The sequence below is a fragment of the Burkholderia sp. AU17457 genome, assembly GCF_002223255.1.
Classification (GTDB): Bacteria; Pseudomonadota; Gammaproteobacteria; order Burkholderiales; family Burkholderiaceae; genus Burkholderia; species Burkholderia sola.
Genome location: NZ_NKFB01000006.1, coordinates 382,757 through 406,958, shown reverse-complemented (window position 1 = coordinate 406,958; position 24,202 = coordinate 382,757). Strand labels below are relative to the sequence as shown.

The window sequence follows — 24,202 nt, the reverse complement described above, 5'->3', positions numbered from 1 at the left end:
AACCGCGGTTCGTAACGTCACGGTTCACACGATAGGTTGCGCGCCATCTTTGATAAAGGTAGATTCATTCACATTATCTTTGCTAAAACTCAAAGATGGAGGTGTGATGAATTTCGACGGACGATTGCTGTCCGGAATGAGTGTGCTGGCCGCGGTAGTCGAGGCCGGCAGCTTCAGCCGCGCAGGCGCAGTGTTGGGACTGTCGGCCTCTGGCGTGAGCAGATCGATAGACCGGTTGGAGGAAAGGCTCGGCGTGCGTTTGCTGAATCGCACGACGCGCACCCTGCACCTCACGAGCGAGGGCAAGAGCCTATATGAACGCGCTGTACCGCACCTCGAGGGCATCGAGGAGGCGGCCAGCTATGTTTCGGGTGCCGCCGTCTCAGTGCGCGGAGCATTGCGGGTCAGCTTGAACCCGATCTTTGCCCGCTATGTCCTGGCGCCGAAACTCCCCCTCCTGCGCGAACGCCATCCGAGTCTTGAGCTGACGATCGTGCAGCAACCGGACGTTGGCGATTTGGTGACCGAGGGCATCGATGTTGCGGTGCGCTTCGGGCCGCAGCCGCCGTCAACCATGACATCACGACTGCTGCTCCAGACGCGCGTACTGACCGTGGCGTCCCCGGAATATCTGGCGCGGCGTGGCCGGCCCAAGCGACCGGAAAAGCTCCTCGATCACGAGTGCATCCAATACATCGATCCGCGTCGTGGCAGGCCGTTCTCATGGGAATTCCATCGCGGACGGGAAGTACTGCCGGTCGATACCCGCGGCCATTTGACTACGACCGATGTAGATTTCATGGTTCAAGCCTGTGTGAACGGCGCCGGCATTGCTCAGGTGCTTGCCCTCAATGTCGCGCATCTGATCGCCGACGGGTCGTTGATCGAGTTATTCCCGGAGTGGCCAGGCGAAACTTACCCGTTGTATGTCACCCGTCCATCGCGCCGGCTGGCGCCTGCAGCGGTCGAAGCTTTCCTGGATTTCTGCTCAGAGATCTGTGCGAACGTGGCAGGGGCCTAAGCCGGTTCTGGCAAATATTTCTACAGCCATTGGTATCACTAAGAAGGCTTCGATCGTCGCCTGCCAATCTGCCGTGACACCCCACCGCTACGCACTCTTGTGGCGAGCTGCTGCCCCAGCCGCTGCTCGATAACGGTAACGGGCTGGGCGCCTTGACCTTTCGGGCTGAAATCAAGGATGCGCCCCAGCGCACGGACTTCCTTGTCCGAACATGGGTGGCCGAGCGTCGCGGGCAACGGGTCTGCCTCACACGCAGCCTGCTTGCGACGCTGAACGTGCGCAAACTGAGGCAGGTCGTGAAGGTGGGGTGGGAAAAACGATAGCTTGGCCGCAGTTCGCCCCTGAGCTCGCCCAATTGCTTGATCTCCGCGATAAGCTGGATTCGGCAATGAGGAACCAAGCTAGAAAGGCACGCCTCGGCCTGTTACGTGGTCCTAGCAGAAGACATCCCAGCCATTTTTACGACTTCCTTCAACAGCTGTCGCAGCGGCACACGACTTCGTACCAAGATGACTTCTGGCGCAGGCAATCTTGCAGGGGGCTGATTCCGGCATGACATTCCGTCTGCCGAATCGAGCGAACGACATTCGCACCGAATTCGTCCGGCATGCAGCCACGCGGGTCGACTCGTCTCGAGCGCCGAGTCACACGATCTCATTCCACAGGAGAAATTGCATCGAGACGAAAGCTGCTCTTTACGAATGGCGACGCAATGACCACGTGGCTGACATATTTTTCGATGCCGATATCACGTTTCAACAGCCCCTCCATCACGTCACGGAAGTGGTCGACGTCGCGCGTAACGACCTTGAGCAGATAATCGTAGCCCCCCGTAGCGTGATGGCACTCCATGATCTCGTCGATATCGGCGATGGCGTCAATAAAACGCACGAAGTCGTCACGACGATGGTCGGTGAGCGTGATCTTGGCAAACACGATTTGAAACCCGCCGATCTTCTCGATCCGCACTGTTGCGCCGTAGCCCGTAATGAATCCCGCGTTCTCGAGCCGCTTGACGCGCGTCAGGCACGGGCTGGCCGAAAGCCCGACGGCGTCGGCCAGCTCCACGTTGGTCATGCGACCGTCACTCTGCAACTCGGCCAGAATGCGCAAGTCCAGCCGGTCAAGTGTGCAATCCGCTTTCATTTCCGCCCTGCCGTCGTTCCGTACGGTTAACTCTGAACGCGTGTCTTCAAGCTGCCGCCAAGACGAATAGTATCCCAACCGTTCGAACGAAAATACCGTCATCTTGCGGTCTGTCCCCGCTGTTTGGCATCGCACGTCCCACACCGCAGAAGCTGCCGCTGGCCCACTCGAAAACGCGTCAAATCTTGTTTTTTGCGCCGAGAAATTCGGCTGAATAGCACAGTCGCTCCTGCTTAAATTTCACGTACCGACGTTGCCATCGACGCCTGTCCGAACGGGCGCGCGGCACCGTCTCCGTTCAAGGGTCCCTCAGAGGGATTCGCTACTCATCGAGACTGACGACATGATCGACTTCGAGCCGAAGTTCATAACTTTCGATTGCTACGGCACCCTCGTCCACTTCCGAATGGCCGAGACGGCTCGGGAAATCTACGGCAATCGTCTTCACGGCGACGCGATGGAAAACTTCGTGAAGCTCTTCGCCGCCTATCGTCGCGACGAAGTGCTTGGTGCATGGAAACCCTTTCACGACGTCGTCGTCAATTCGGTGCGCCGCACGTGCGAACGCACCGGCGTGACCTTCGTCGAACGCGAGGCCGAACAGTTCTATCTGGCTGTGCCGTCGTGGGGACCGCATCCGGACGTGCCGGAAGGGCTCGCGCGCCTTGCGAAGAAATACAGGCTGGTCGGTCTGAGCAACGCGGACAACTCGCAGATCATGAGCAACATCGAGAAGCTCGGCGCGCCGTTTCATGCGGTCATCACCGCGGAAGACGCCGGCGCTTACAAGCCGCGGATGCAAGGATTCGAATACATGTTCAGGAAGCTCAATGTGCAGCCGCACGAAATCCTGCACGTCTCGTCCAGCCCGCGTTACGACCTGATGACCGCACACGACCTCGGTATCGTCCATAAGGCCCATGTGCTGCGCGGCCATGAGCCGGAAGCGCCGGAATACGGCTACACGCCCGTCAGGAGCATCATCGAATTGGCCGAGCATCTCGGCTTGTGAGCCGATCACGCCACCCCGGCTCCGACGATTGCCGTGGGCCCGCATCGCGCTGCTCCAATGATGCCGTTCTGCAGGCTGATCGCTCGACAACCATGTTCCGCACTACTGTCGTCCACTTCTCAAACTCGGAGTTGCTGTTGTCCACGTCCCCTGTTGCCGGCGGCACGAACCGTGCAGCCCCGGCTGCCGCCGATACACTGCCGGGTAGCGGCCTGTCGGTGGGCTTCACGCGTCTGGACGAATCGGACGCGATCGCTATCACACACCGCATGTACGGCATTGACGGATCAGCAACGAGATTCTCGACCGAGAAGGACGACACCTTTCGCATCGATGCTCGTGATGGCGCGCGGTACGTACTCAAAGTCTCCAACCCCGGTGAGACGGCTGAAGAGCTTGACCTGCAGGTCGCCGCGATGCGGCACGTCGGCGCGGTCGCCCCGCAGTTGCCGGTGCCGCGCGTGATACCTGGTACAGAGGGGCAGTTTGTCTTACCGCTCGCGTTACCGGCCCATCCGCATCGGACGGCGAGGCTCTACAGCTTTCTCGACGGTATGCCGCTCGACAAGCTGCATTCCGCCATGGTCAATTATTACGAGATCGGCGAAGTTCTGGCGCAGTTGCAACTGGCCCTCGCCAGCTTTCGTCATCCAAACGAGCGCCGGGTACTCGCGTGGGACGTCAAGCACTTGTCGAGCCTAGCAGGATTGCAGGCCCATATCGCCGACCCGTTGCATCGCTCGCTGATCGAGCAGGCATTCACCCGCTTTGCGACGATCGAGCCCGCATTGCGGGGCTGTCGCACGCAGGTCGTACATAACGACTTCAACCGCTCGAACATCGTCGCAAATCCTGGCGGCCCGCGGTTCGTCAACGGGATCATCGACTTCGGGGACACCGTGCACACCGCGGTCGCCATCGACGTCGCCACCGCGGTAATGAACCAGTTTCCGCTCGACTTCGACGCCGACGCGCCGCACGATCTGTTCACTCAGGCGCGTGAGCTCCTGCATGGCTATCTCGCGCACGCTCAATTGAGCGTCGACGAACTGGTCCTGATTCCGCATCTGGCCATGGCGCGCGTCGCGGCGCGCGCGTTGCTGACCTCATGGCGTGCGACGCTGTTTCCGGAAAACGAAGCCTACATCCTGCGTTTCACTCGCCCCGGATGGGAGCATCTGCGCTGGTTCATGCAGCGCGACCACGAAACCGTTTCGCGTGCCTTGCTCTGATTTCCCTTCGCCCGCTCACCTCACCTGCCCCGATTGACCTATGAACACGACATCGAAACCGACGGCGCCGGCCAACGCCGCTGATACGAGCAAAACCCCCGACGCACTGCGCGGCGACATGCCGAACGGCTTCAATCCGTCGGCGATCTCTCATCTCGACGCCGCCACGCAGACGCACATCGCTCGCCGGCTGCGGCTGCTCAGCCCGTCTTATCGACTGTTCTATGCCGAGCCAGTGAAGATTGTGCGTGGCGAGAAGGTCTATCTGTACGACGATCAAGGCAACGACTATCTCGATGCTTACAACAATGTCGTCTGCGTCGGGCATGCCAATCCGCGCATCGTCGACGCCATTGCGCGTCAGCTCTCGACGCTCTGTACGCACACCCGCTACATGCAGGAGCCGATCCTCGACTATGCCGATGCGCTGCGCGCGACGTTCAACACGTCGATTCGCGACGGTCAGATGATGTTTACCTGCACGGGATCCGAAGCGAACGATCTGGCCATGCGCATCGCAATGCACTACACCGGTAAGGCCGGCGTCATTGTGACCAGCGAGGCGTATCACGGCAACTCGCATCTCACCTCGGGATTTTCCCCGTCGCTCGGCCGCAAGGCCCTGCTCGGCCCCTATGTGCGAACGGTGCCTGCTCCGGATTCCTACCGTGTGCCTCTGTCCGAGATCGGCCAGCGCATGGCCGAGCAGGTCGCGTTGCAGATCGAGGACATCCGCCGCCACGGCGGCGGCCTGGCGGCGTTCATCGCCGACTCGTTCTTCTCGTCGGATGGCGTGTTCGCCTACCCGACCGACGTGCTCGCACCGGTAGCCGAAGTCGTACGCCGCGCCGGCGGCCTGTTTATCGCGGATGAGGTGCAGTCGGGGTTCGGGCGCAGTGGTACGCATATGTGGGGGCACGAGCGTCACTCGGTCGAGCCCGACATCGTCACGCTCGGCAAACCGATGGGCAACGGCTATCCGGTGGCCGGCCTGGTCGTGCGCCCCGAGATCGTCGCCGGATTCGGCCAGGACATGCGCTACTTCAACACGTTCGGCGGCAATTCGGTGGCCATCGCCGCCGCGCAGGCCACGCTCGACGTGTTGCGCGACGAACACGTGCTGGACAACGTGCAACGGGTCGGCGCGATCATGCTGGAGGGATTGAACATGCTGGCAAGAAAATACGAATGCATTGGCGACGTGCGCGGCACCGGCCTGTATTTCGGCGTCGAAATCGTACGCGACCGCGCTAAAAAGGACACAGACATCGCGACCGCACTCAAGATCGTCAATGGCTTGCGCCAGCGTCGCGTACTGATTTCGGCAACCGGACCGGACGCGAGCGTGCTGAAAATCCGGCCGCCGCTGGTGTTTGGAGCAAACGACGCCGACCGACTGCTGACGGAGCTGGATGCAGTACTTTCCACGCGCTAGCCAGCTGTATTCGGCATCCAGGGCAGAGTGCCGAATACGGCAGCGTATGAAATCGCTCAGACGCCCGCCTGCAGGCGGGCACGCCAAGGTCGATGTTCACGTGTTAGGTGTCCCACGTGGGCATGTTTAGCGAACGTCGCGAGATTATCGTCGGCGCCATTCCTCATGGTTACACGTCGAATATCGCTCGTGTGAACCACGTCGTCGGTCGTACATGCTTGTACTCCAAGCCTCAGTCACCGATGTCTTCCACCGGCGCGGCATACCGTGTATAAATCGCCAGGCCCCACGTCAACAATGCGGCCAACGCGAGCGACACCGACATCGCGAGCATGCCCGGCGCATACGAATGCGTCGCGTCCTTCAGCGCGCCGACCATCCACGGGCCGACGTAGCCGCCGAGGCTGCCCATCGAATTGATGAACGCCATGCCGCCCGCGGCCGCGACGCCCGTCAGATACCGTGACGGCAGGCTGTAGAACGCCGGCCGGGCCGCGCTCAGCCCGATCACCGCGAACACCATGCCGACGAGCGCGGGCAGCAGCGACGCAAACGCGACCGCGAATATCAAGCCCGCCGCCGATACCACGCATGCGAGCGCGAGATGCAGCAGGTGCCGCCCGTGACGCTCCATCAGCCGCGCCCACGCGATCATGACGACCGCCGCGACGAGATACGGCACACCCGACAGCAGCCCGACCGCAAACGCCGACAGTCCGTGCCCCTTGAGCATCAGCGGCAGCCAGATCGCGATCCCGTTGATGCCGATCCAGTAGCAGAACAGAATGCCGACCATGATCCAGACGCGCACGTCGCGGAGCACGGCGCCGAAATGCCGTTTCGGCAACGCCGCCGATTCGCGCGCCAGGACATCGGCGAGCGCTGCGGATTCTTCGCGCGTCAGCCATTCCGCCTGCTCGGGTCGGTCACGCAGAAACCACAGGGTCAGCAGGCCGAGCACGCACGCCGGCAACCCTTCGATAACGAACAGCCATTGCCAGCCCTTGAGCCCGCCGGTTCCGTCCAGCTGCATGATGAACGCCGCCAGCACGCCGCCGACCACCGACGACAGCGGGATCGCCACCAGAAACCACGCGAGCACTCGCACGCGCCACGCTTTCGGGAACCAGCACGACAGATAGAACAGCACGCCGGGAAAGAAACCGGCTTCGGCCGCCCCGGTCAGCACGCGCAGCACGTAGAAGCTGGTCGGCCCTTGGATGAACGCGCACGCGGCCGACAGCAGCCCCCAGCTGATCATGATCCGGGCCAGCCAGCGCCGCGCGCCGAACCGGTAGAGCGCGAGATTGCTCGGCACCTCGAGCACGCAGTACCCGACGAAGAACAGCCCGGCCGCCATGCCGAACTGGCTGCCGGTCAGGCCGAGATCGCGGTTCATCGTCAGCGCCGCGAAGCCGATGTTGGTCCGGTCGATGTAATTGAAGAAGTAGCCGATCGCCAGCAGCGGGACAAGGCGAACCAGGTTCTTGCGCAACGCGCGCTGAAGCGCGGCGTCGTTCGTCACATCCGGCTGGTCGTGCGCAATGGAGAGCGTCGATGCCATGGGTTCACCTGAATCCGAAGAAGTGGGCGGGATTGTCGACCAGCATCTGGATGCGGCGTGCGTCGTCCGGCACGATTCGCGCGATCAGATCGACGAGGTCGCCGTCGTCCGGCATCGGATGGCCGAGGTTCACGTGCGGCCAGTCGCTGCCCCACAGCACGCGTTCGGGCGCATGCTCGGCGAAGCGGCGTGCGACGACCAGCGTGTCGTCGAACGGCGCGCCGGTTTTCGACATCCGGTCAGCGCCCGACAGCTTGACCCATACGTTTCCCGTATCGAGCAACGCACACAACGCGCGCACCGACAGGCTGTCCGCCCCTTCGTCGATGTCGACCCGCGCCATGTGGTCGATGACCACCGGCAAGTCGAGCGAACGGATGAACGGCGAAAATTCGATGATGTCCCGCCCGGCCACGTGAATCGCCAAGTGCCAGCCGAGCGGCCGGATACGGGCGGCGACGGTCCTGACCGCCTCCAGATCCGGGCGGCCGCCAAGATGCGCGAGGAAGTTGAACCGGGCGCCGCACACCCCGTTCGCTGCGTACTCCGTAAGGAGCGCGTCCGGATCGCCCGGCCGAACGAGTGCGACGCCCTTGTACCGCCCCGCTGCGGCGCGCAACGCGTCGAGCATCGCGCGATGATCGAACCCGTGCCCCTGGCTCTGTACGATCACGGCGCGCGAGAAGCCGAGGCGCTCGTGCAGGTGCCGCAACGCCGTTTCCGGCGCGGCGGACGGATCGAAGCTGCGGTCGTCGGGCAACGGATAGCGGTCGAACGGCCCGAACACATGGCAATGCGCGTCGCAGCTGTTTGCCGGCAGACGCAAGAGCGGCCGGCGTGGTTCGGCCAGCGGCGGTGGGGAAAATCGGCGCGTGGACCCGGAGATCGCCGGGGAAGTCATGGTCATGTCGATGGATTCCTTGAGCGTATGCGAGGTACTTCCGGTAAACGACATCGAAACGGCAGCTCGATCGAACCGCCGTCGACGTACGCTCATTGCGGGCTCGCGAGCTTCCGGGCAAACGCGGCGATGGCGTCGGCCATGGCGACCGGCTGTTCAGGTGCGAGCGCGTGGCCGGCATCCGGAATCCGCACGATCGTCACGCGGTCGCCGAGCATCGATTTCAATACGTTCGAAAACCGGCGCGGTGCGACGGCGTCGTGTTCGGCCTGCAGGTCGAGGATCGGCGCGGTGCCGGCCGCGAAATATGCATCGACCGGCGTGGTCTCGCGCGCATGCGATTCGGCGTCGTGCGTGGCGGCATGCCAGCCGTCCAGCCAGACCCGCGGATCGTTGCCCGGTGCGAAGAACGCCTTCTTCAGGTATTCGATCCGCTTCGCTTCCGGCAGCGACAGGTCGCCGGCGCCGTCGATCGCCTGCCGGATCTCGGCGCTGATCGGCTTCTCCGTCGAGCCGGGCGGCACCTTGCCGGCGGACGCAGCCGCGAGCACGACGCCGCGCACGAGATCGGGTCGGTCGACGGCCAGCATGCGCGCGGGAAAATTCCCCCACGCGTGGCCGACGACGATCGCCGGGCCGCGATGTTCGTTCTCGATCACCGTCGCGACGTCCGCCGCGAAATCGTGGACCGACAGGTTGTCCATCGGCCCCTTGCTCTGCCCGATGCCGCGCGGCTCCGGGCGCAGCACGCGAAAACCGTCGGCCACGAGCCGGGCGGCGACGGCGTCGTAGTCCCTGCCCGAGCGGCCGAGCGACGGCAGAATCACGATCAACGGGCCCTGCCCCTCGCGCAGTACCTCGATCTGCACATCGCCATGCCGGACGATTTCCCGGTCGACCGTGGCCGAGGCCGGGGTCGCCGATGCAAAGGCGGACGCCGCCCACCACAACAGACATGCGGCGACGATGCCGCGCTTCGATGTTTTCATGTTTTGATATCCTGATTGATTGAAGAATCCATTCGCTTGTTCCGACGCCTGCCGATGATGATCAATTCGTGCGGTAGACCTTGCGTGCAAACGCTGCGATCGCATCGCTCATCGCGCGCGGCTGCTCGGGCGCCATCGCGTGCCCCGCATCGGCGAGGACCTGCGCGGTCACGCGATCGCCCAGCCACGGCTTGAACACGTTCGGCACGACGACCGCGTCGTACTGCGCCTGCAGATCGAGCATCGGCACCGTCCCCCCGCCGAAATACGCGTCGATCGGCGTGACGTTGCGCGCATGCGCCTGCGCCGCGTGCACCGCCGGATACCATCCGGTCAGCCATGCGCTCGGATCGTGCCCCGGCGCGAAGAACGCCTGGCGGAGGTAGGTCAGCCGCTGCGCGTCCGGCACCCGGGGGTCGCCCGCGCCATCGATCGCGTCACGCAAGCGGCCATATGGCTTCTCGGTCGACCCCGGCGGTAGCTTGCCGGCCGAAGCCGCGGCCATCACGAGGCCGCGCACGAGATCGGGGCGGTCGACCGCGAGCATGCGCGCGGGCTGGCTGCCCCATGCATGCCCGACGATCACGACGGACCCCGTGTGCTCGCGATCGAGCACGAGCGCAATGTCCGCTGCGAACGCATGCAGGTCGAGACCGGTCAGCGGCCCCGTACTGCGGCCGATGCCTCTCGGTTGCGGTCGCAATACGCGGAATCCGTCGTGCGCGAGCAGGCGCGCGACTTCGTCGTAATCTTCCGCGCCGCGCGCCAGCGACGGCAGGATCACGATCACCGGCCCGCGTCCTTGCGCGAGCGTTTCGATCTGCACATCGCCTTTCGATACGAGCGTGCGTTGAACCGCATTCGCATCGACAGGTTGCGTGGTACAGGCGGCACCCGATGCCGCCAACGCGGCGGCCAGTGCAAGCCGCGTCAGGATCTTGTTCGTTTTCATCGTCTCCTCATGGGTCGATACGGCTCGGTGCGTCAGAGCGGGTCGAGGCCCGTCTCGTTGAGCACCGCCACAGCGGGCGCCGTCTTCAGGAACGCTGCGAATGCGCGCGACGCGTCGGCGGCCCGCGCATGCACGGCAATCGCCGATGAAATCACGCTGGTCTTCTGCACGTCGGCGGGCAGCGGCCCCGCGAAGTCGATGCCCGGCGTCACCTTCAGTTCGCTGATCTGCTGCAGCCCCAGCTCGGCATCGCCGCGCGCGAGTGCGGCGCCAACGAGTTCCTTGCCGCGAATCAGCACGCTCTTCGATTTCATCTGTTCGGCGATGCCGAGCCGCTCGAACAGCGTGCCGACGATGTAGGTGCCGCTCGCCCCTTCGGAGAACGCGACCGATCGGGCGGACAGCAACGCGCGACGCAGCGCATCGTCGGACCCGACGTCGGGCACGGCGAGCCCCTTGCGCACCGCGACGCCGATTCCGCTGGCGGCGATGTCCGACAGCGAGGTCCGCTCGAACCGGCCGGCGTCGACTTCCTGCTGAAGGGCCGGCTTGATCATGAAACAGATATCGACCGGCTCGCCGCTGCGCAAACGCATCGGCAATGCCTCGGGCGACGTGCCGTATGACGGCCCCCACGCGATCTCGAGACGATGCCCCGACGATTTTTCGAACAACGGCACCAGTTGCTCGAACACGCCGTGCAGCGCACCGGTCGCCAGCACGTGAATGTCGTCGGCATGTGCACCGGGCGACGCCGCGCACAGCGTTATCCATGCCGCGACGGCCGGCCAGGCCCGCCTGCTCGTTTTTTCCTTCATGTCTCCTCCTCGAGGTTCACTGCAAGTCTTCGTATTTCCGTCGGGCAGCGATCGTCGTCTGCTTCGGCTCAGCCGTAGAGCCGCAGCGGATTGCCGGCCAGCACCGCATCCGCAAGCGCGTCGTCGCGGCACAGGCCGCGAACGAACGCCAGCAGCGCGACGTCGTCCGGCGGTGCGCCTTCGATGTTCGGATGCGGCCAGTCCGTTCCCCAGATCGACCGGTCCGGCGCGGCATCGAGCAGCCGGCACGCGAGCGGCCGCGCATCGGGCCATGCGCGCGCGTCGCCGCCGGCGAATCGATCCACGCCGGACAACTTGATCCAGCGGTACGGATCGCGGAGACGCGCGAGCAACGCGTTGCGTTCGTCGTCGCTCCATGGTGTGTGCAGCGACGGGCGCGCCATGTGGTCGATCACCATCGGAATGTCGACCCCGGCCCACGTATCGAGCACCGGCAGCAGTTCCGCCAGCCGGCCGTGCAGCAGCACGTGCCAGCCGAGCGCCGCTACGCGTTCCGCCGTGCGCAGCAGCGTGTCCGTGTCGCGCTCGCCCGGCAGATGCCCCATGAAGTTGAATCGGATGCCGCGTACACCGCCTTCATGCAGCGTGTGCAACGTGCCGTCGTCCATCGTGTCGTCGACCAGCGCGACGCCGCGATAAACACCGCCGGTCGCGGCGATCGCCGCCAGCAACGCGGTGTGATCGTGCCGATAGCACGCGGCCTGGACGATCACGCCGTGCGTGACGCCGAGCCGCTCGTGCAGCGCGAGTAGGCGCGTCATCGGCGCCTCGGCGGGCTGGTACGCCGCGTCGGCCGGCACCGGAAACTGGTCCCACGGCCCGTAGACGTGCGTGTGGCAATCCCATACGCTGCGTGCCGCGCGGCCCTGTCGAACGTCCGCCATCAGTCGCACCGTGCGGTCATGCCACCGTCCACGACGATTTCCGTACCGGTGATGAAGCGGGCTTCGTCGGAGGCCAGGAACAGCGCGGCGTTCGCCGTGTCGCGGCCGTCGCCCATGAAGCCGAGCGGAATGCGCGCGAGCCGGCTTTCGAGCAGCTTGTCGATATCGCCGCCGGAACGTTGCCCGGCGAGACGCGCCTCGACCATCGGCGTATGCAGTTGCCCCGGCACGACCGTGTTCACGCGGATGCCTTTCTTCGCATACTCGACGGCCACCACCTTCGACAGCTGGATCACGCCGGCCTTGCACGCGGCGTACGCGACCTGCGCGGAGCCGGTCCAGCGGATGCCGGAGGTCGACGCGGTGTTGACGATCGCGCCGGCGCCCTGCTGCTCCATGACGGGCAGCACGTGCTTGCAGGTCAGGTAGACGCTCTTCAGGTTGAACGCGACCTGCTTGTCCCATGCGTCCTCGGACAGCGCGACCGGCCCGCCCGCGGCCGACCCACCGACGTTGTTGACGAGGATGTCCACGCGCCCGTAGGTTTCTCGGCAGGCGTCGACCATCGCCGCGACGGCCGCGCTGTTCGTGACGTCGCACGTGTGCGCGGTGATGTCGCCGCCGAGCTCGGTGACGCGACGGACCGTCTCGGCCATCGCGTCCATGTTGATGTCCACCGCAAAGATCTTCGCGCCCGCGGCGGCGAACAATGCGGCCACGGCGCGGCCGTTGCCCCAGCCGGGCCCGACGCAGCCCGCGCCGGTGACGATCGCGATCTTGCCTTGCAGGCGGCCCGCGCCTGCTTCATGGAGGGAGGTGTCGTTCATGATGGGTGTGTTCAACCGTGTGTTACGGGAAGTTCGGGTGCGATGCCGGCCGGCGGCGGCACGTTGAAAACCTTGATCGTCATCGAGATCAGCGTGTAGTAACCGGCAATGCCGACGAGATCCACGACTGCGCCTTCGCCGAGCGTGTCGACGAGCGCCGCATACAGTGCGTCGTCGATCGCGTGCCGTTCGTGCAGTTGCGTCACGAACGCGTGGACGAGCTTCTCGTCGTCGCACACGAACGGCGGCTCGACGCCGTCGCGAATCGCATCGATCACGTCGATCGACAGCCCGGCCTCCAGCGCGAACGGCTTGTGCGCGGCCCATTCGTATTCGGCGAGCCAGTGGCGCCCCATCGACAGGATGACCAGCTCGGAGAGCCGCGGCGGCACGCTGCTGTCATACCGGCAGTACTGGCCGAGGGCCTGCGCGCAACTGGCAAGCCTGGGGCGATGCAGCCAGACGGCCAGCGGGCCGCGCACGCCCTTGCGGGGCCCGCTGGCGATGGCGTCGTACACGTGGCGCTGTTCGTCGGACAGGTGCTCGGGGGCGAGCGGTGCAATACGGTCCATGAATGAAATCACCTCGACGGAATTCAGTTGGCTTCGGCGGCCGCGCCGGACCGTTCGGTCCGCGCCTCGGCAGCGGCGGCCACGGTGCGCGAGCGCAGCATCGAACGGCGCGCGGTGCGCCCGGTTTCGCGGTTGAACGCGGCGGCATCGAAGAGCCCTTCCCAGCGGGCGATCGCGAATACCGCCATCGTGTTGCCGACCACGTTCACGAGCGCGGTCGCGGTCGCCATGATCCGGTCGATGCCGAACAGCAGGCCGAGCCCGGCGAGCGGCAGCGAGCGGACCGACTGCAGCGTCGCGGCAAGCTTGACGAACGCGCCGCCGGCCACCGTCGTGCCGCCCTTGGACGTCAGGCTCAGAATCGCAAGCAGGCCGAGCTGCTGCCAGAGCGAGAACGGCGTATCGGTCGCCTGGGCGATGAAGCCGATCGCGATCGCCATATAGATCGCGGTGCCGTCGAGATTGAAGCTGTAGCCGGCCGGCAGCACGAACCCGACCACGACCTCGTCGCAGCCGGCACGCTTCATCTTTTCGACGAGGCGGGGAAACACCACTTCGCTCGACGCCGTCCCGAGCGTCAGCAGCAGTTCGTCGCGAATCAGCCGCATGACGCCGGCGAATGGCAGACCGATCGACCAGCTGATCGCGCCGAGCACGCCGAACACGAAGATCGCGGACGTCGCGTAGTAGAGAACGATGACCTTGAGCAGGTACAGCAGCGTCACGCCGCCGTAACTGCCGACCGCGGCCGCCATCGCGCCGAATGCGCCGAGCGGCGCGAGCCGCATGATGAACGCGAGCATCCGGAACAGCACCTTTTGCGTCTCGTCGATGCCGCGCAGCAGCACCGAATCGGCGCCGACCGATACGTTCAACGCGAGCCCGGCCAGGATCGAGATGATCAGCACCTGCACGATGTCGCCTTTCGCGAACGCATCGACGAGCGTATGCGGAATGAGGCTCAGCAGATACGTGACGGCGGAGATCTCGCCCGCGTTCGACGTCGTCTTCAGCGCTTCGGCGCTCTCGGCGATGTTCGCGGCATGGAGGCCCGCGCCCGGCGGGAACACGTTGACCATCACGAAGCCGAGCACCATCGCGATCGTGCTGACCACCTCGAAGTAGACGAGCGATTTCACGCCCATTCGACCGAGCATCCGGAGGTCCTTCACGTGGGCCATTCCCTGGACCAGCGTGCAGAAGATGATCGGCGCGAGCATCATCTTCAACAGCGCGATGAACCCCTGCCCGAACGGCTTCATCGCGATCGCTGCCTTGGGCGCCAGCAGGCCCAGTACGATCGCGCACGTCAGCCCGATCAATACCTGGACGTGAAGTTTCTTCAAGCTTTTCATCAGTATTCCTTCCTATGTCGTTGTCGCTGATTCGTCGGGCGAGCGGAAAAACGCTCAGCAGCGTCGCGGCGAAGCGACGCGGCGGTGCCGCGAACGAGGCGAACGAGGAATGGAATGGCTGCGAGAACGGGATGGCATGGTGTCTCCAGAATCGTTATAGGTCGATTTGCTATTTGTTCTCAGCATAGAATCCGCCGACTTCTTTGACAAAGACCTTATGAACATGTATTTCTATGCCACGACGGCATAGCTCAAAAACGACATGGACATTCGAGAACTGCGCAGCTTCATCCACGTCGCCCGCGCCGGCAGCTTCAGCCGCGCGGCCGCGGAGCTGTATATCGCGCAACCGGCGCTGAGCCGGCAGATCGCCAAGCTGGAGGAGGAAATCGGCGTGGCGCTCTTCACGCGCTACGGCCGCGGCGTGCGCTTGACGGCCGCGGGTTCGCGCCTGCTCGAGCATGCCGAAATGATCACGCGGATGGTCAGCGAAACGGCGGACCAGGTACGGGCCAGCGCCGATGCCGAGCGCGGCTATCTCGCGGTCGGCCTGCCGCCGACGATCGGCCGGCTGATCGGCACCGATCTCGTGCGCGACTTTCACGCGCACTGGCCCGGCGTATCGCTCCATGTTCGCGAGGGGCTCAGCAACTCGCTGCAGGAATGGGTGCTCGACCGCCGCGTCGATCTGGCGGTGGTCTACAACCAGCCGCCGCTCGATGCGTTCGATATCGTGCCGCTCTTCAGCGAGCCGCTGATCCTCGTCGCGCCGCCCGATTCGGTGCTGGCGACCCGAAATATGCAGATTCGCGATCTCGCGAACGTGCCGCTGATCCTGCCCGGGCTGCCGCACAGCAACCGGCGGCTGATCGATCAGGCCGCCGTTCAGCACGGGGTCCGGCTGCGCGTCGAATTCGAAATCGACAGCGTCGCGCTGACCAAGCAGCTCGTTCGCGCGGGCGTCGGCTATTCGCTGCTCACGTATGTCGCGATCCAGGAAGAACTGGCGCGCGGCGAACTGAAAGCAATCGCGATCGAGCGCCCGGCGATTCGCTCGACGGTATCGATCAGCACGTTGCGCGAAAATCGTCCGTCGCGCCTCGTCGACGCGTGGATCCGTTTGCTCAAGGACACACTGTTCCGCTTTACGCGCGACCAGACCTGGAGCGATCAGGTCGTGTGGCTCGCGGCCGACGCCAATGACTAGCCGGCCGATCACGGACGGCCCCCATTCAGGCGAAGTATTCCGACACTCTCCAATTCCCCTCATCCCGAGCAACTGCCACCATGCGTGAACCATGCCCCTCGCGTTCGTCCGACACGACCGAACGCCCCTCGACTTCGACGGTGTCGAACCGCTCGCTGGAGCTGAGGCAAACTACTACAGGCAACTCAGAAATGCTGCCGACGTGCCTGCATTAACTTAAACCAACCGGCCTCCACGATTCCCGGTGCGGTTCAGCATTCCATCCAAGGCGCTAGCAAAGCTTCCCGAGACGCAGCAGGCGCAGATGCGGAACCTCTACGTGGCAATGTCACGTCCAACGAGCCTGCTATGTCTTGCGGCAAACGAGAGTCGTGTCCCGCACAAGGTATGCGATGCCCTTGCTAAAAAGGGCTGGCAGATCCAAACAGTGGCTTGAATTCCCTCATGGGACAGGCACATCAGCAGCATGGTCTAGGGGACCCAGTCCTACGGAACAAGGGTCCCCAAAGCCATACCTCCCCGCTGCATCACTCTTACCGCGTTATGAACCAGCCGCGAATCTAATACAGCCGTGGCCATGGACCGTCTCGTTGTCGAAAACCGAACGAATCGGGATAGCACGCGATGTCGACGCTTTAATAGCTGTTGACTAATGATTCGATGAATCAATATGTGAGAAAAAGCTCACAATCATTGAGACCCTACAGTCGCAAGCCGTCGGTCACAACGCCTCCCCATCCCGCCCCCAAATAATCCCCTTGACGCCCTATCTTCCGAAATATATCTTTAGATATGTTTTACGACACACAGGATACGATCATGCGACACAACCACTTCCGCGGCCATGCCCGATGCGACGGTCATGGTGCGCATGCCCGCCCGGACTGGTTCGCCGGTCTCTGGCACGCGATCGGCCGCCACCGTCGCGGCGGCCACGATGCATTCGGTGGCGGCCCGTTCGGCGGCCGGGGCGGGCGCGGCGGCTTTGGCGATTTCGGCGACGACGCGATGCCGCGCGGCCGCCAGTTCAGCTCCGACGATCTTCAGTTGCTCCTGCTCGCGCTGGTGGCCGAGCAACCAAGCCACGGCTACGAACTGATCAAGGCGCTCGACACGCGCTCGAACGGTTTCTACAGCCCGAGCCCCGGCATGGTGTATCCGGCGCTCACGTATCTCGACGAAGTCGGCTTCGTCGCGTCGCAGGCGGAAGGCAATCGCAAGCGCTATGCGCTGACCGACGCCGGCCGCGTGCATCTCGATGCCCAGCGCGAACGCGTCGACACGCTGTTCGCGCGCCTCACGCATCTCGCTCGCAAGATGGAATTCATGCGCCGCGCGTTCGCCGGGGAATCGGCGGGCGCCGACGCGCAGGACGAATCGCAGGCCGGCTGGCTGCCGGAGTTCGTCGAGGCGCGTCTCGCGCTCAAGCGCGCGCTGCTGCACAAGAGCGCCGCCGATGCCGACGAACAGCGCCGCATCGCGGCCATCATGCGCCGCGCGACGGCTGAAATCGAAGGCGGCGCCGGCGCGTGATCCGCGCCGCCCCGTCACAACCCAAGGAGAACGGATCGATGCAGAACACGTCCGAACGCACCGTCACCCGCGTGCGCCACACCCTCAAGTTCCGGCTGCTGCAGGTGCTGCGCGTGCATACCGTGACGCCGCATCTGCTGCGCGTCACGCTCGGCGGCGCCGATCTCGCGGATTTCGAATCCGCGTCGTTCGACGATCACGTGAAGGTCTTTTTCCCGCCGCCGGGCGCGGAGCGGCCCGCACTGCCGACGCTCGGCGCGAACGGCCCCGAGTTTCCGGAAGGCGAAGCGAAGCCGGCCGCGCGCGACTTCACGCCGCGCCGCTTCGATCGCGCCGCCTGCGAGCTCGATCTGGAATTCGTGCTGAACCACCCTGGCCCCGCATCGCAATGGGCCGCGCAAGCGCGTGTCGGCCAATGGCTCGGCATCGGCGGTCCGCGCGGATCATTCGTGGTCCCGACCGATTTCGACTGGCATCTGCTGATCGGCGACGATACGGCACTGCCGGCCATCGCGCGACGCCTCGAGGAACTGCCGGCCGGTGCGCGCGCGGCGGTCGTGCTGGAAGTCGCGGATCGCACCGCGCAGATCTCGTTCGAGACGCGCGCCGACGTGCATGAAGTCTGGCGCTTCCGCGCCGAAGCCGACACGGCGAACGGCGACGCGCTGGTGAATGCCGTCCGCGATCTGCCGCTGCCGTCGTCCGGCGACGGTTACGTGTGGGCGGCCGGCGAAGCGCTGTCGATGCGCGCGGTGCGCCAGCACCTGACCGGCGAACGCGGCATCGACAAGTCGCGCATCCGCGCGGCGGCCTACTGGAAGCGCGGCGCGGCGGCCGTGCACGAAACGCTGGAAGACTGAGCGGAGGCGCCCGGTTGCCGGGCGATTGACACAATCGTGGCGCCCACGCAGCAGCAGGCTTGGCACCGGCATCGCGGCTGGTATATATCTGTGTCTGCGCGCCGCTGTCGGGCGACAGCCGCCGCAGCCCGCCCAGGAGCGCCCGGTCATGACAAAAGAAAGCCACGCTTCGCCTTTCCTTCGCCACCTGAAGATCGCCGGCTATTGCGGCCTCGCCGCGGTAGTCGTCGCGCTGTTCGTCGCGATGTGCGCGATCCTGACGGAAAGCGCCCTCGACCGCGATACCGCGCGGCATCCGGCCGATACACCCGAACTGCGCGACGCGGCCGGCGGCCCGTCCGCGTCGGTCGAATCGGCCCGCACACCCGGCTCGTCCGGCTGACGGCGGCCTGCCGCTTCCTTCCGCTTACGGCGCCTGCCGGCGCCCCATCACGACCGCGTGCACCGAATCGCCGAGCCGTTCGAGCAGCGCGGTCACGCGTTGCCCGTACAGGTGCGCGGCCAGCGCGCCGACCGTGCCGACCAGCACGCCGCCCGCCATGTCGAACGGCCAGTGCACACCCGCATAGACGCGTCCCCATGCGATCGCCACGGCCATCGCGGCCGTCACGAAGCCGGTGACCCGCGTCGTGCCGCCGAGCAACAGGCCGACCGCCATGCTCCATGCGAACGTCATGTGATCGCTTGGAAACGAGCTGTCCGGCGCGTGCGGAATCAACTGCGTACCGACGCCGGCCGTGAACGGGCGCGGCGAGAACCAGACATGCCCGAGCGCTTGCGCGACCCCGAGCGCCACACAGACGCCGACGCCGGCTTCGATCGCCTGGCGCCGCGCGGGGCGTGCACCGAAGGCCCAGGTCAGCAGCAACATCGCGGGCAGCGCATAGACGAGCCAGTCGGCGGCGAAGATCGCGAGGCGGGCAACGCCCGGGTGCGGCGCAACCCCGGCGTTGATGGCGGAAAAGAGGGCGAGATTGAGGTTCTGCATGAATCCGGTTGCGTGAGGCATAAACGATCGGCCGGTTGCCCGGCCGGAGACGAACGATGCTAGGACGTGACCGCTTAGGCGGTGCTTTAAAGACGACAGCCGACCGGACAAGGCCCGCGCGGCGAACGCACTTAGAACCTGCACTGCAACACAAGTTCACGCAATTGTCATATTCCCGCGTCCGCGCCTCCCGCAAAAGCTCACCACGCCTCCCGTAAAGACTCACCTTTTTCACATGATGGCGTCATCGACACGTGCGACGCTGGCGCTGCCGGGGGCCGACAGCGCCGTTTTACACCGTTCGTCTCAATATTTACGCGTCAAATAATTCGAAATCGGCAACAATTAATTCCATATGCGGCATCGCACAACGGCAACGCACAGGCATACGATTACGACCACTCATCCACGAAGCGATCAACAACAAGGAGTCCGCATGAAACCCAGCGATGTCCGATCGAAAGCGTTTGCGATGCCGTTGACCAGCCCTGCGTTCCCGATGGGCCCGTACCGTTTCGTCGATCGTGAGTTTCTGATCATCACGTACCGCACCGATCCGGACCGCCTTCGTGAAATCGTCCCCGAGCCGCTGCAAATCACCGAGCCGCTCGTGCATTACGAATTCATCCGCATGGCCGATTCGACCGGCTTCGGCGATTACACCGAAAGCGGCCAGGTGATCCCCGTCGAGTACGACGGGCAGCCGGGCGGCTATACGCTCGCGATGTATCTCGACGATCACCCGCCGATCGCCGGCGGCCGCGAGCTGTGGGGCTTCCCGAAGAAGCTCGCGTCGCCCACGCTGCACGTGAACACCGATCACCTCCTCGGTACGCTCGACTACGGCAAGGTGCGCGTCGCGACCGGCACGATGGGCTACAAGCACAAGGAACTCGACATCGACGAGCAGACGAAACGGCTCGCCGGCCCCAATTTCCTGCTGAAGATCATCCCGCACGTCGACGGCACCGCGCGCGTGTGCGAACTGGTGCGCTATTACATGCAGGACATCAAGATGAAGGGCGCATGGACGGGCCCCGCATCGCTCGAGCTGGCGCCGCACGCGCTCGCGCCGGTGGCCGACCTGCCCGTGCTCGAGATCGTCGAAGCCCGGCACATCGTCGCAGATTTGACATTGGGCCTCGGCGAAGTCGTCTACGATTACCTGGCCCAGTAATACGTCCGCAGTCCTTTCTCCCTGTCAATCCTTTCACCACGGGAATTCGAACATGAGCAACCTGAATGGCAAGACCGCAGTCGTCACGGGCGCCGCGAGCGGCATCGGCAAGGAAATCGCGCTGGAGCTGGCCAAGGCAGGCGCGGCCGTCGCGATCGCCGACCTGAACCAGGACGGCGCGAACGCGGTCGCCGACGAGATCAACAAGGCAGGCGGCAAGGCGATCGGCGTCGCGATGGACGTGACCAACGAGGACGCCGTGAACAGCGGCATCGACAAGGTGGCCGAGGCGTTCGGCTCGGTCGACATCCTCGTGTCGAACGCGGGCATCCAGATCGTCAACCCGATCGAGAACTATTCGTTCTCCGACTGGAAGAAGATGCAGGCGATCCATGTGGACGGCGCGTTCCTGACGACGAAGGCCGCGCTCAAGCACATGTACAAGGACGATCGCGGCGGCGTCGTGATCTACATGGGCTCGGTGCACTCGCACGAGGCGTCGCCGCTGAAGTCCGCGTATGTGACGGCCAAGCACGGGCTGCTCGGTCTCGCGCGCGTACTGGCGAAGGAAGGCGCGAAGCACAACGTGCGCTCGCACGTCGTGTGCCCGGGCTTCGTGCGCACGCCGCTGGTCGACAAGCAGATTCCGGAGCAGGCGAAGGAGCTCGGCATCAGCGAAGAGGACGTGATCAAGAAGGTGATGCTCGGCAACACGGTCGACGGCGTGTTCACGACGGTGCAGGACGTCGCGCAGACGGTGCTGTTCCTGTCGGCGTTCCCGAGCGCCGCGCTCACCGGCCAATCGTTCGTCGTCAGCCACGGCTGGTTCATGCAGTAACGCCGGCGTTTCCCCGACGGTAGGCGACTTCCGCGCCACCGCCCTTCTCGAGATGGCGTGCCGTCGATCGACGTCACGCCATCCATCACCGCCGTCCACGGCGGGATTTCTCGGAGCAACTGATGAAACCGCACGCGCGTACAGAAAAGCAGGCCGTCGATGCGGCGGACCTGCGCCACGAAGCCGGTGCGCCGGCCGCTGCGCGGTCGCTGCCGTACGAAACGATCGCGCTCGTCCTGCAAGGCGGCGGCGCGCTCGGCGCATATCAGGCCGGCGTATTCGAAGGGCTGCATGAAGCAGGCATTCCGCTCGACTGGATCGCGGGCATCTCGATCGGCGCGCTCAACACCGCGCTGATCGCCGGCAATGCGCCGGAGCATCGCGTCGAGCGCCTGCGCGAATTCTGGGAAACGATCTGCCAGCCTGCGTTCTTCCCGACGATTCCGGCCGCGTTCGAATTCGCGCTGTTCAACAGCATCGATCAGATCCGCACATTCTTCACCGCGTCGCAGGCCGCCAGCGCGATGATGCAGGGCCAGCAGGGCTTCTTCGTGCCGCGCTTTCCGCCACCGCTGCCGGGCGTGTCCGACCATCCGGAAAAAATCAGCTGGTACGACACATCGGCGCTGCGCACGACGCTGCTGAACCTGTGCGATTTCGACCGGATCAATTCGGGCGAGACGCGCGTGTCGGTCGGCGCGGTCAACGTCGGCACCGGCAACTTCGTGTACTTCGACAACTCGCGCATCCGTCTCGAGCCCGAGCATTTCATGGCGTCCGGCGCATTGCCGCCCGCGTTCCCGCCCGTCGAGATCGACGGCGAGTACTACTGGGACGGCGGCGTCGTGTCGAACACGCCGCTGATGGAAGTGCTGCGCGCCCGGCCGCGCAGCGACACGCTCGCGTTCCAGGTCGATCTGTGGAGCGCGCGCGGGCCGTTGCCGCGCACGATGGCCGACGTCGCCGAGCGCACGAAGGACGTGCAGTATTCGAGCCGCACGCGGTTCGTCACCGACACGCTGCAGCGCGAGCAGCGCTACCGCAACGTGCTGCGCCACGTGCTCGAACAGGTGCCGGAAGAACAGCGCAAGAACGACCCGTGGTGCGTCGAGGCCGAAGCGATGTCGAGCGGCAAGAAGTACAACATCCAGCACCTGATCTATCAGCAGAAAGCGTACGAGCATCACTACAAGGACTATCAGTTCGGTCTGTCGACGATGCGCGACCACTGGTCCGCGGGTCTCGACGACATCCGCAAGACGCTCGCGGTGAAGGACGGCCTCGCGCTGCCCGTCAACGACGCGGGCTTCGTCACGCACGACATTCACCGCCGCCGGTAATGCCGTGTGCAACGGGCCGCCACGCCGCATGCGCCGGCCCGTCCTTCTTTCCGATCCGACATGCCGATTTTCATTGCGCTATTCGCGCTCATCGCCCTGGGCTGGGGCGCCGTTCATCTGTTTCACGTCATCGCCGCGCAGTTCGGCCAGCCGGTCGCGATCGTGACCGCCGTGCTGGCCGCCGCGCTCCTGATCGCGCTGATCGCGTGGTGGCTGAAGCGCCGTCGCGACATCGCACCGAACACGAAGGAAGAAGGCTGGACTCACATCGTGCATCGCGCGTGGGGCGAGTTGCGCGTGTCCGCGACGCAAGGGCTGCTGTGGCTGTCGCACGACGGCGCGGACGGCCGCTATACGCTGTCGCAGCTCGACGGCTGCGAGGCCGCGCCGATCGACGGCCGCTGGCATCTCGTCGTGCGCGTGCGCGACGCCGTGCGCGGCGAATGGAAGCTGCCGATGATGGACAAGCGCGATGCGCAGCGCTGGGCGCGCGTGCTCACGCTCGCGAAGGACAACCGGCTTTGAACGCGCGTCCGGGCCGCACGGCTTGCGCGCGTCAGCCGCACGACGGCCCGCTATCGCGCACGGAGCGCCCGCAGCGCATCGAGCACGTGCTGCGTCGCCCGTTCGATCGGGCCGGCTCGATGCGCAATCCCCAGCTCGCGCCACAACGCCGGGCGTAGCGGCCGCATGACGATGCGCGCATCCGGCAGCGGGGCGCCCGCCTCATGCGGCAGCAACGTCGCGCCGTACCCTGCGGCGACCAGGCTCTTGATCGCGTCGTTGTAGTTGAGTTCGATTCGCGGCTCGGGCCGGTGGCCGCCGAGCGCGAACCATTCGGTCGTGAGCCGCGACAGGCGCGTCGTCGCATCGTTGAGAATCAGCGGCCGCGCGGCCAGATACGCGGGCGTCACACGGGCCGGAAGCGGCCAGTCCGCGGGCAGGAAGGCCATCACCGGATCGCGCCGCCACGGCCGGATCGACAGCCCCGCGACCGGCGCTTGCGGCAGCGCGACCAGCCCGACATCGAGCGTGCCTTGCGCAATGCGCGCCAGCGTGTCCTGCGACGTGAGCACCGCGATCTGCACGTCGATATCCGGATGCTGCGCACGCAATCCGGCCACCGCCTGCGGCAACAGGTGTGCGATCGCGCCGGTCGATGCGCCGAGGCGGACGCGCCCGGTCAACCCCTGTACCTGTCGCTGCACGTCGTCCAGCGTGGATTCGACTTCCGCCAGCAGACGCCGCGCCCGCTCCACCAGCACTTCGCCGATCGCCGAAGGGCGCACGTTGCCGCGCGTGCGGGACAGCAGCGGCGCGCCGATGCGGCTTTCCAGCTCGGCGACGTGCAGACTGACGGTCGGCGGGGCGAGATGAAGCCATTGCGCCGCCGCCACGAAGGATCCGTGGTCCGCGATCGCGACCAGCGTACGCAGGCGGTCCAGACTGATCTCGCGCATCACACACCTCTCGTTCAGAAAAGCTGAATCGGACGGTCAGCAAATTCAACTTTTCCTATTCTAGGCGTTC

General features: G+C 65.0%; 24 protein-coding genes. 12 read left to right on the top strand and 12 right to left on the bottom strand.

All coding sequences use genetic code 11. From position 1 onward, the window contains the following. The first annotated feature begins 106 nt into the window (after positions 1-106). Positions 107-1,021, top strand: a complete 915-nt coding sequence (locus tag CFB49_RS28760) for a LysR family transcriptional regulator (protein WP_069621761.1) — start codon at positions 107-109, stop codon at positions 1,019-1,021. A 654-nt stretch (positions 1,022-1,675) separates the two neighbouring features. On the opposite strand, the gene CFB49_RS28755 is transcribed toward CFB49_RS28760, so the two are convergent. After that, a complete protein-coding gene (locus CFB49_RS28755; protein WP_069621762.1) occupies positions 1,676-2,167 on the bottom strand; it encodes an Lrp/AsnC family transcriptional regulator in 492 nt (163 codons plus the stop codon). Positions 2,168-2,510: 343 nt separating this feature from the next. Between CFB49_RS28755 and CFB49_RS28750 the strand changes: the two genes are divergently transcribed. The 3 genes from CFB49_RS28750 to CFB49_RS28740 all read left to right on the top strand — a co-directional run bounded on the left by CFB49_RS28750 (position 2,511) and on the right by CFB49_RS28740 (position 5,846). Further along, entirely contained in the window at positions 2,511-3,179 is a 669-nt protein-coding gene (locus CFB49_RS28750) for a haloacid dehalogenase type II (RefSeq protein WP_069621763.1), read from the top strand. A gap of 137 nt (positions 3,180-3,316) precedes the next feature. After that, a complete protein-coding gene (locus CFB49_RS28745; protein ID WP_179234958.1) occupies positions 3,317-4,411 on the top strand; it encodes a phosphotransferase in 1,095 nt (364 codons plus the stop codon). Between the two features lie 118 nt (positions 4,412-4,529). Next, positions 4,530-5,846 (top strand): aminotransferase class III-fold pyridoxal phosphate-dependent enzyme, encoded by a 1,317-nt coding sequence (locus CFB49_RS28740; protein ID WP_179234969.1) that lies wholly within the window; start codon positions 4,530-4,532, stop codon positions 5,844-5,846. 232 nt (positions 5,847-6,078) lie between these two features. Here CFB49_RS28740 and CFB49_RS28735 read toward each other — a convergent pair whose 3' ends face one another. The 9 genes from CFB49_RS28735 to CFB49_RS28695 all read right to left on the bottom strand — a co-directional run bounded on the left by CFB49_RS28735 (position 6,079) and on the right by CFB49_RS28695 (position 14,729). After that, a complete protein-coding gene (locus CFB49_RS28735; RefSeq protein ID WP_089493005.1) occupies positions 6,079-7,410 on the bottom strand; it encodes an MFS transporter in 1,332 nt (443 codons plus the stop codon). A 4-nt stretch (positions 7,411-7,414) separates the two neighbouring features. Further along, entirely contained in the window at positions 7,415-8,317 is a 903-nt protein-coding gene (locus tag CFB49_RS28730; RefSeq protein WP_249190365.1) for an amidohydrolase family protein, read from the bottom strand. 86 nt (positions 8,318-8,403) lie between these two features. After that, a complete protein-coding gene (locus CFB49_RS28725) occupies positions 8,404-9,300 on the bottom strand; it encodes an alpha/beta fold hydrolase (protein ID WP_069621789.1) in 897 nt (298 codons plus the stop codon). A 61-nt stretch (positions 9,301-9,361) separates the two neighbouring features. Further along, the gene (locus CFB49_RS28720) at positions 9,362-10,252 is read right to left on the bottom strand and encodes an alpha/beta fold hydrolase (protein ID WP_089493004.1); all 891 of its coding nucleotides are present in this window, start codon (positions 10,250-10,252) and stop codon (positions 9,362-9,364) included. 32 nt (positions 10,253-10,284) lie between these two features. Next, complete coding sequence (locus CFB49_RS28715; RefSeq protein WP_089493003.1) at positions 10,285-11,070, bottom strand: substrate-binding domain-containing protein; 786 nt, start codon at positions 11,068-11,070, stop codon at positions 10,285-10,287. 68 nt (positions 11,071-11,138) lie between these two features. Further along, entirely contained in the window at positions 11,139-11,975 is an 837-nt protein-coding gene (locus CFB49_RS28710) for an amidohydrolase family protein (RefSeq protein ID WP_089493002.1), read from the bottom strand. Beyond that, a complete protein-coding gene (locus CFB49_RS28705; RefSeq protein ID WP_069616887.1) occupies positions 11,975-12,802 on the bottom strand; it encodes an SDR family NAD(P)-dependent oxidoreductase in 828 nt (275 codons plus the stop codon). The genes CFB49_RS28710 and CFB49_RS28705 overlap by 1 nt, the downstream gene beginning before the upstream one ends. An 11-nt stretch (positions 12,803-12,813) precedes the next feature. Then, on the bottom strand, positions 12,814-13,374 hold the full coding sequence (locus CFB49_RS28700; RefSeq protein WP_089493001.1) for a carboxymuconolactone decarboxylase family protein: 561 nt from the start codon (positions 13,372-13,374) through the stop codon (positions 12,814-12,816). A 23-nt stretch (positions 13,375-13,397) separates the two neighbouring features. Then, on the bottom strand, positions 13,398-14,729 hold the full coding sequence (locus tag CFB49_RS28695) for a cation:dicarboxylate symporter family transporter (RefSeq protein WP_089493000.1): 1,332 nt from the start codon (positions 14,727-14,729) through the stop codon (positions 13,398-13,400). 262 nt (positions 14,730-14,991) lie between these two features. Between CFB49_RS28695 and CFB49_RS28690 the strand changes: the two genes are divergently transcribed. From CFB49_RS28690 to CFB49_RS28675, 4 genes are all read left to right on the top strand, one after another. Then, the gene (locus CFB49_RS28690; protein WP_089437351.1) at positions 14,992-15,936 is read left to right on the top strand and encodes a LysR family transcriptional regulator; all 945 of its coding nucleotides are present in this window, start codon (positions 14,992-14,994) and stop codon (positions 15,934-15,936) included. Between the two features lie 819 nt (positions 15,937-16,755). Next, entirely contained in the window at positions 16,756-17,469 is a 714-nt protein-coding gene (locus CFB49_RS28685) for a PadR family transcriptional regulator (protein WP_069619684.1), read from the top strand. Positions 17,470-17,507: 38 nt separating this feature from the next. Beyond that, the gene (locus CFB49_RS28680) at positions 17,508-18,329 is read left to right on the top strand and encodes a siderophore-interacting protein (protein ID WP_069619647.1); all 822 of its coding nucleotides are present in this window, start codon (positions 17,508-17,510) and stop codon (positions 18,327-18,329) included. A gap of 148 nt (positions 18,330-18,477) precedes the next feature. Beyond that, positions 18,478-18,711: a hypothetical protein gene (locus tag CFB49_RS28675; protein ID WP_069619648.1), complete on the top strand. Its 234-nt coding sequence runs from the start codon at positions 18,478-18,480 to the stop codon at positions 18,709-18,711. A gap of 24 nt (positions 18,712-18,735) precedes the next feature. Here the strand turns inward: CFB49_RS28675 and CFB49_RS28670 are convergent, their stop codons facing one another. Then, positions 18,736-19,317 (bottom strand): phosphatase PAP2 family protein, encoded by a 582-nt coding sequence (locus CFB49_RS28670; protein WP_089492999.1) that lies wholly within the window; start codon positions 19,315-19,317, stop codon positions 18,736-18,738. A 436-nt stretch (positions 19,318-19,753) separates the two neighbouring features. On the opposite strand from CFB49_RS28670, the gene CFB49_RS28660 reads away from it, so the two are divergent. The 4 genes from CFB49_RS28660 (at position 19,754) to CFB49_RS28645 (ending at position 23,197) form a co-directional block, all read left to right on the top strand. Continuing rightward, positions 19,754-20,494, top strand: coding sequence for an acetoacetate decarboxylase (locus CFB49_RS28660; protein ID WP_050017224.1), 741 nt, complete (start codon positions 19,754-19,756; stop codon positions 20,492-20,494). Positions 20,495-20,546: 52 nt separating this feature from the next. After that, a complete protein-coding gene (locus CFB49_RS28655) occupies positions 20,547-21,332 on the top strand; it encodes a 3-hydroxybutyrate dehydrogenase (RefSeq protein ID WP_069619650.1) in 786 nt (261 codons plus the stop codon). A 122-nt stretch (positions 21,333-21,454) separates the two neighbouring features. Continuing rightward, complete coding sequence (locus CFB49_RS28650; RefSeq protein ID WP_069619651.1) at positions 21,455-22,672, top strand: patatin-like phospholipase family protein; 1,218 nt, start codon at positions 21,455-21,457, stop codon at positions 22,670-22,672. Between the two features lie 60 nt (positions 22,673-22,732). After that, positions 22,733-23,197 (top strand): hypothetical protein, encoded by a 465-nt coding sequence (locus CFB49_RS28645; protein ID WP_089437346.1) that lies wholly within the window; start codon positions 22,733-22,735, stop codon positions 23,195-23,197. Positions 23,198-23,247: 50 nt separating this feature from the next. Here CFB49_RS28645 and CFB49_RS28640 read toward each other — a convergent pair whose 3' ends face one another. Further along, complete coding sequence (locus CFB49_RS28640; RefSeq protein ID WP_069619653.1) at positions 23,248-24,132, bottom strand: LysR family transcriptional regulator; 885 nt, start codon at positions 24,130-24,132, stop codon at positions 23,248-23,250. Between the last annotated feature and the right edge of the window lie 70 nt (positions 24,133-24,202).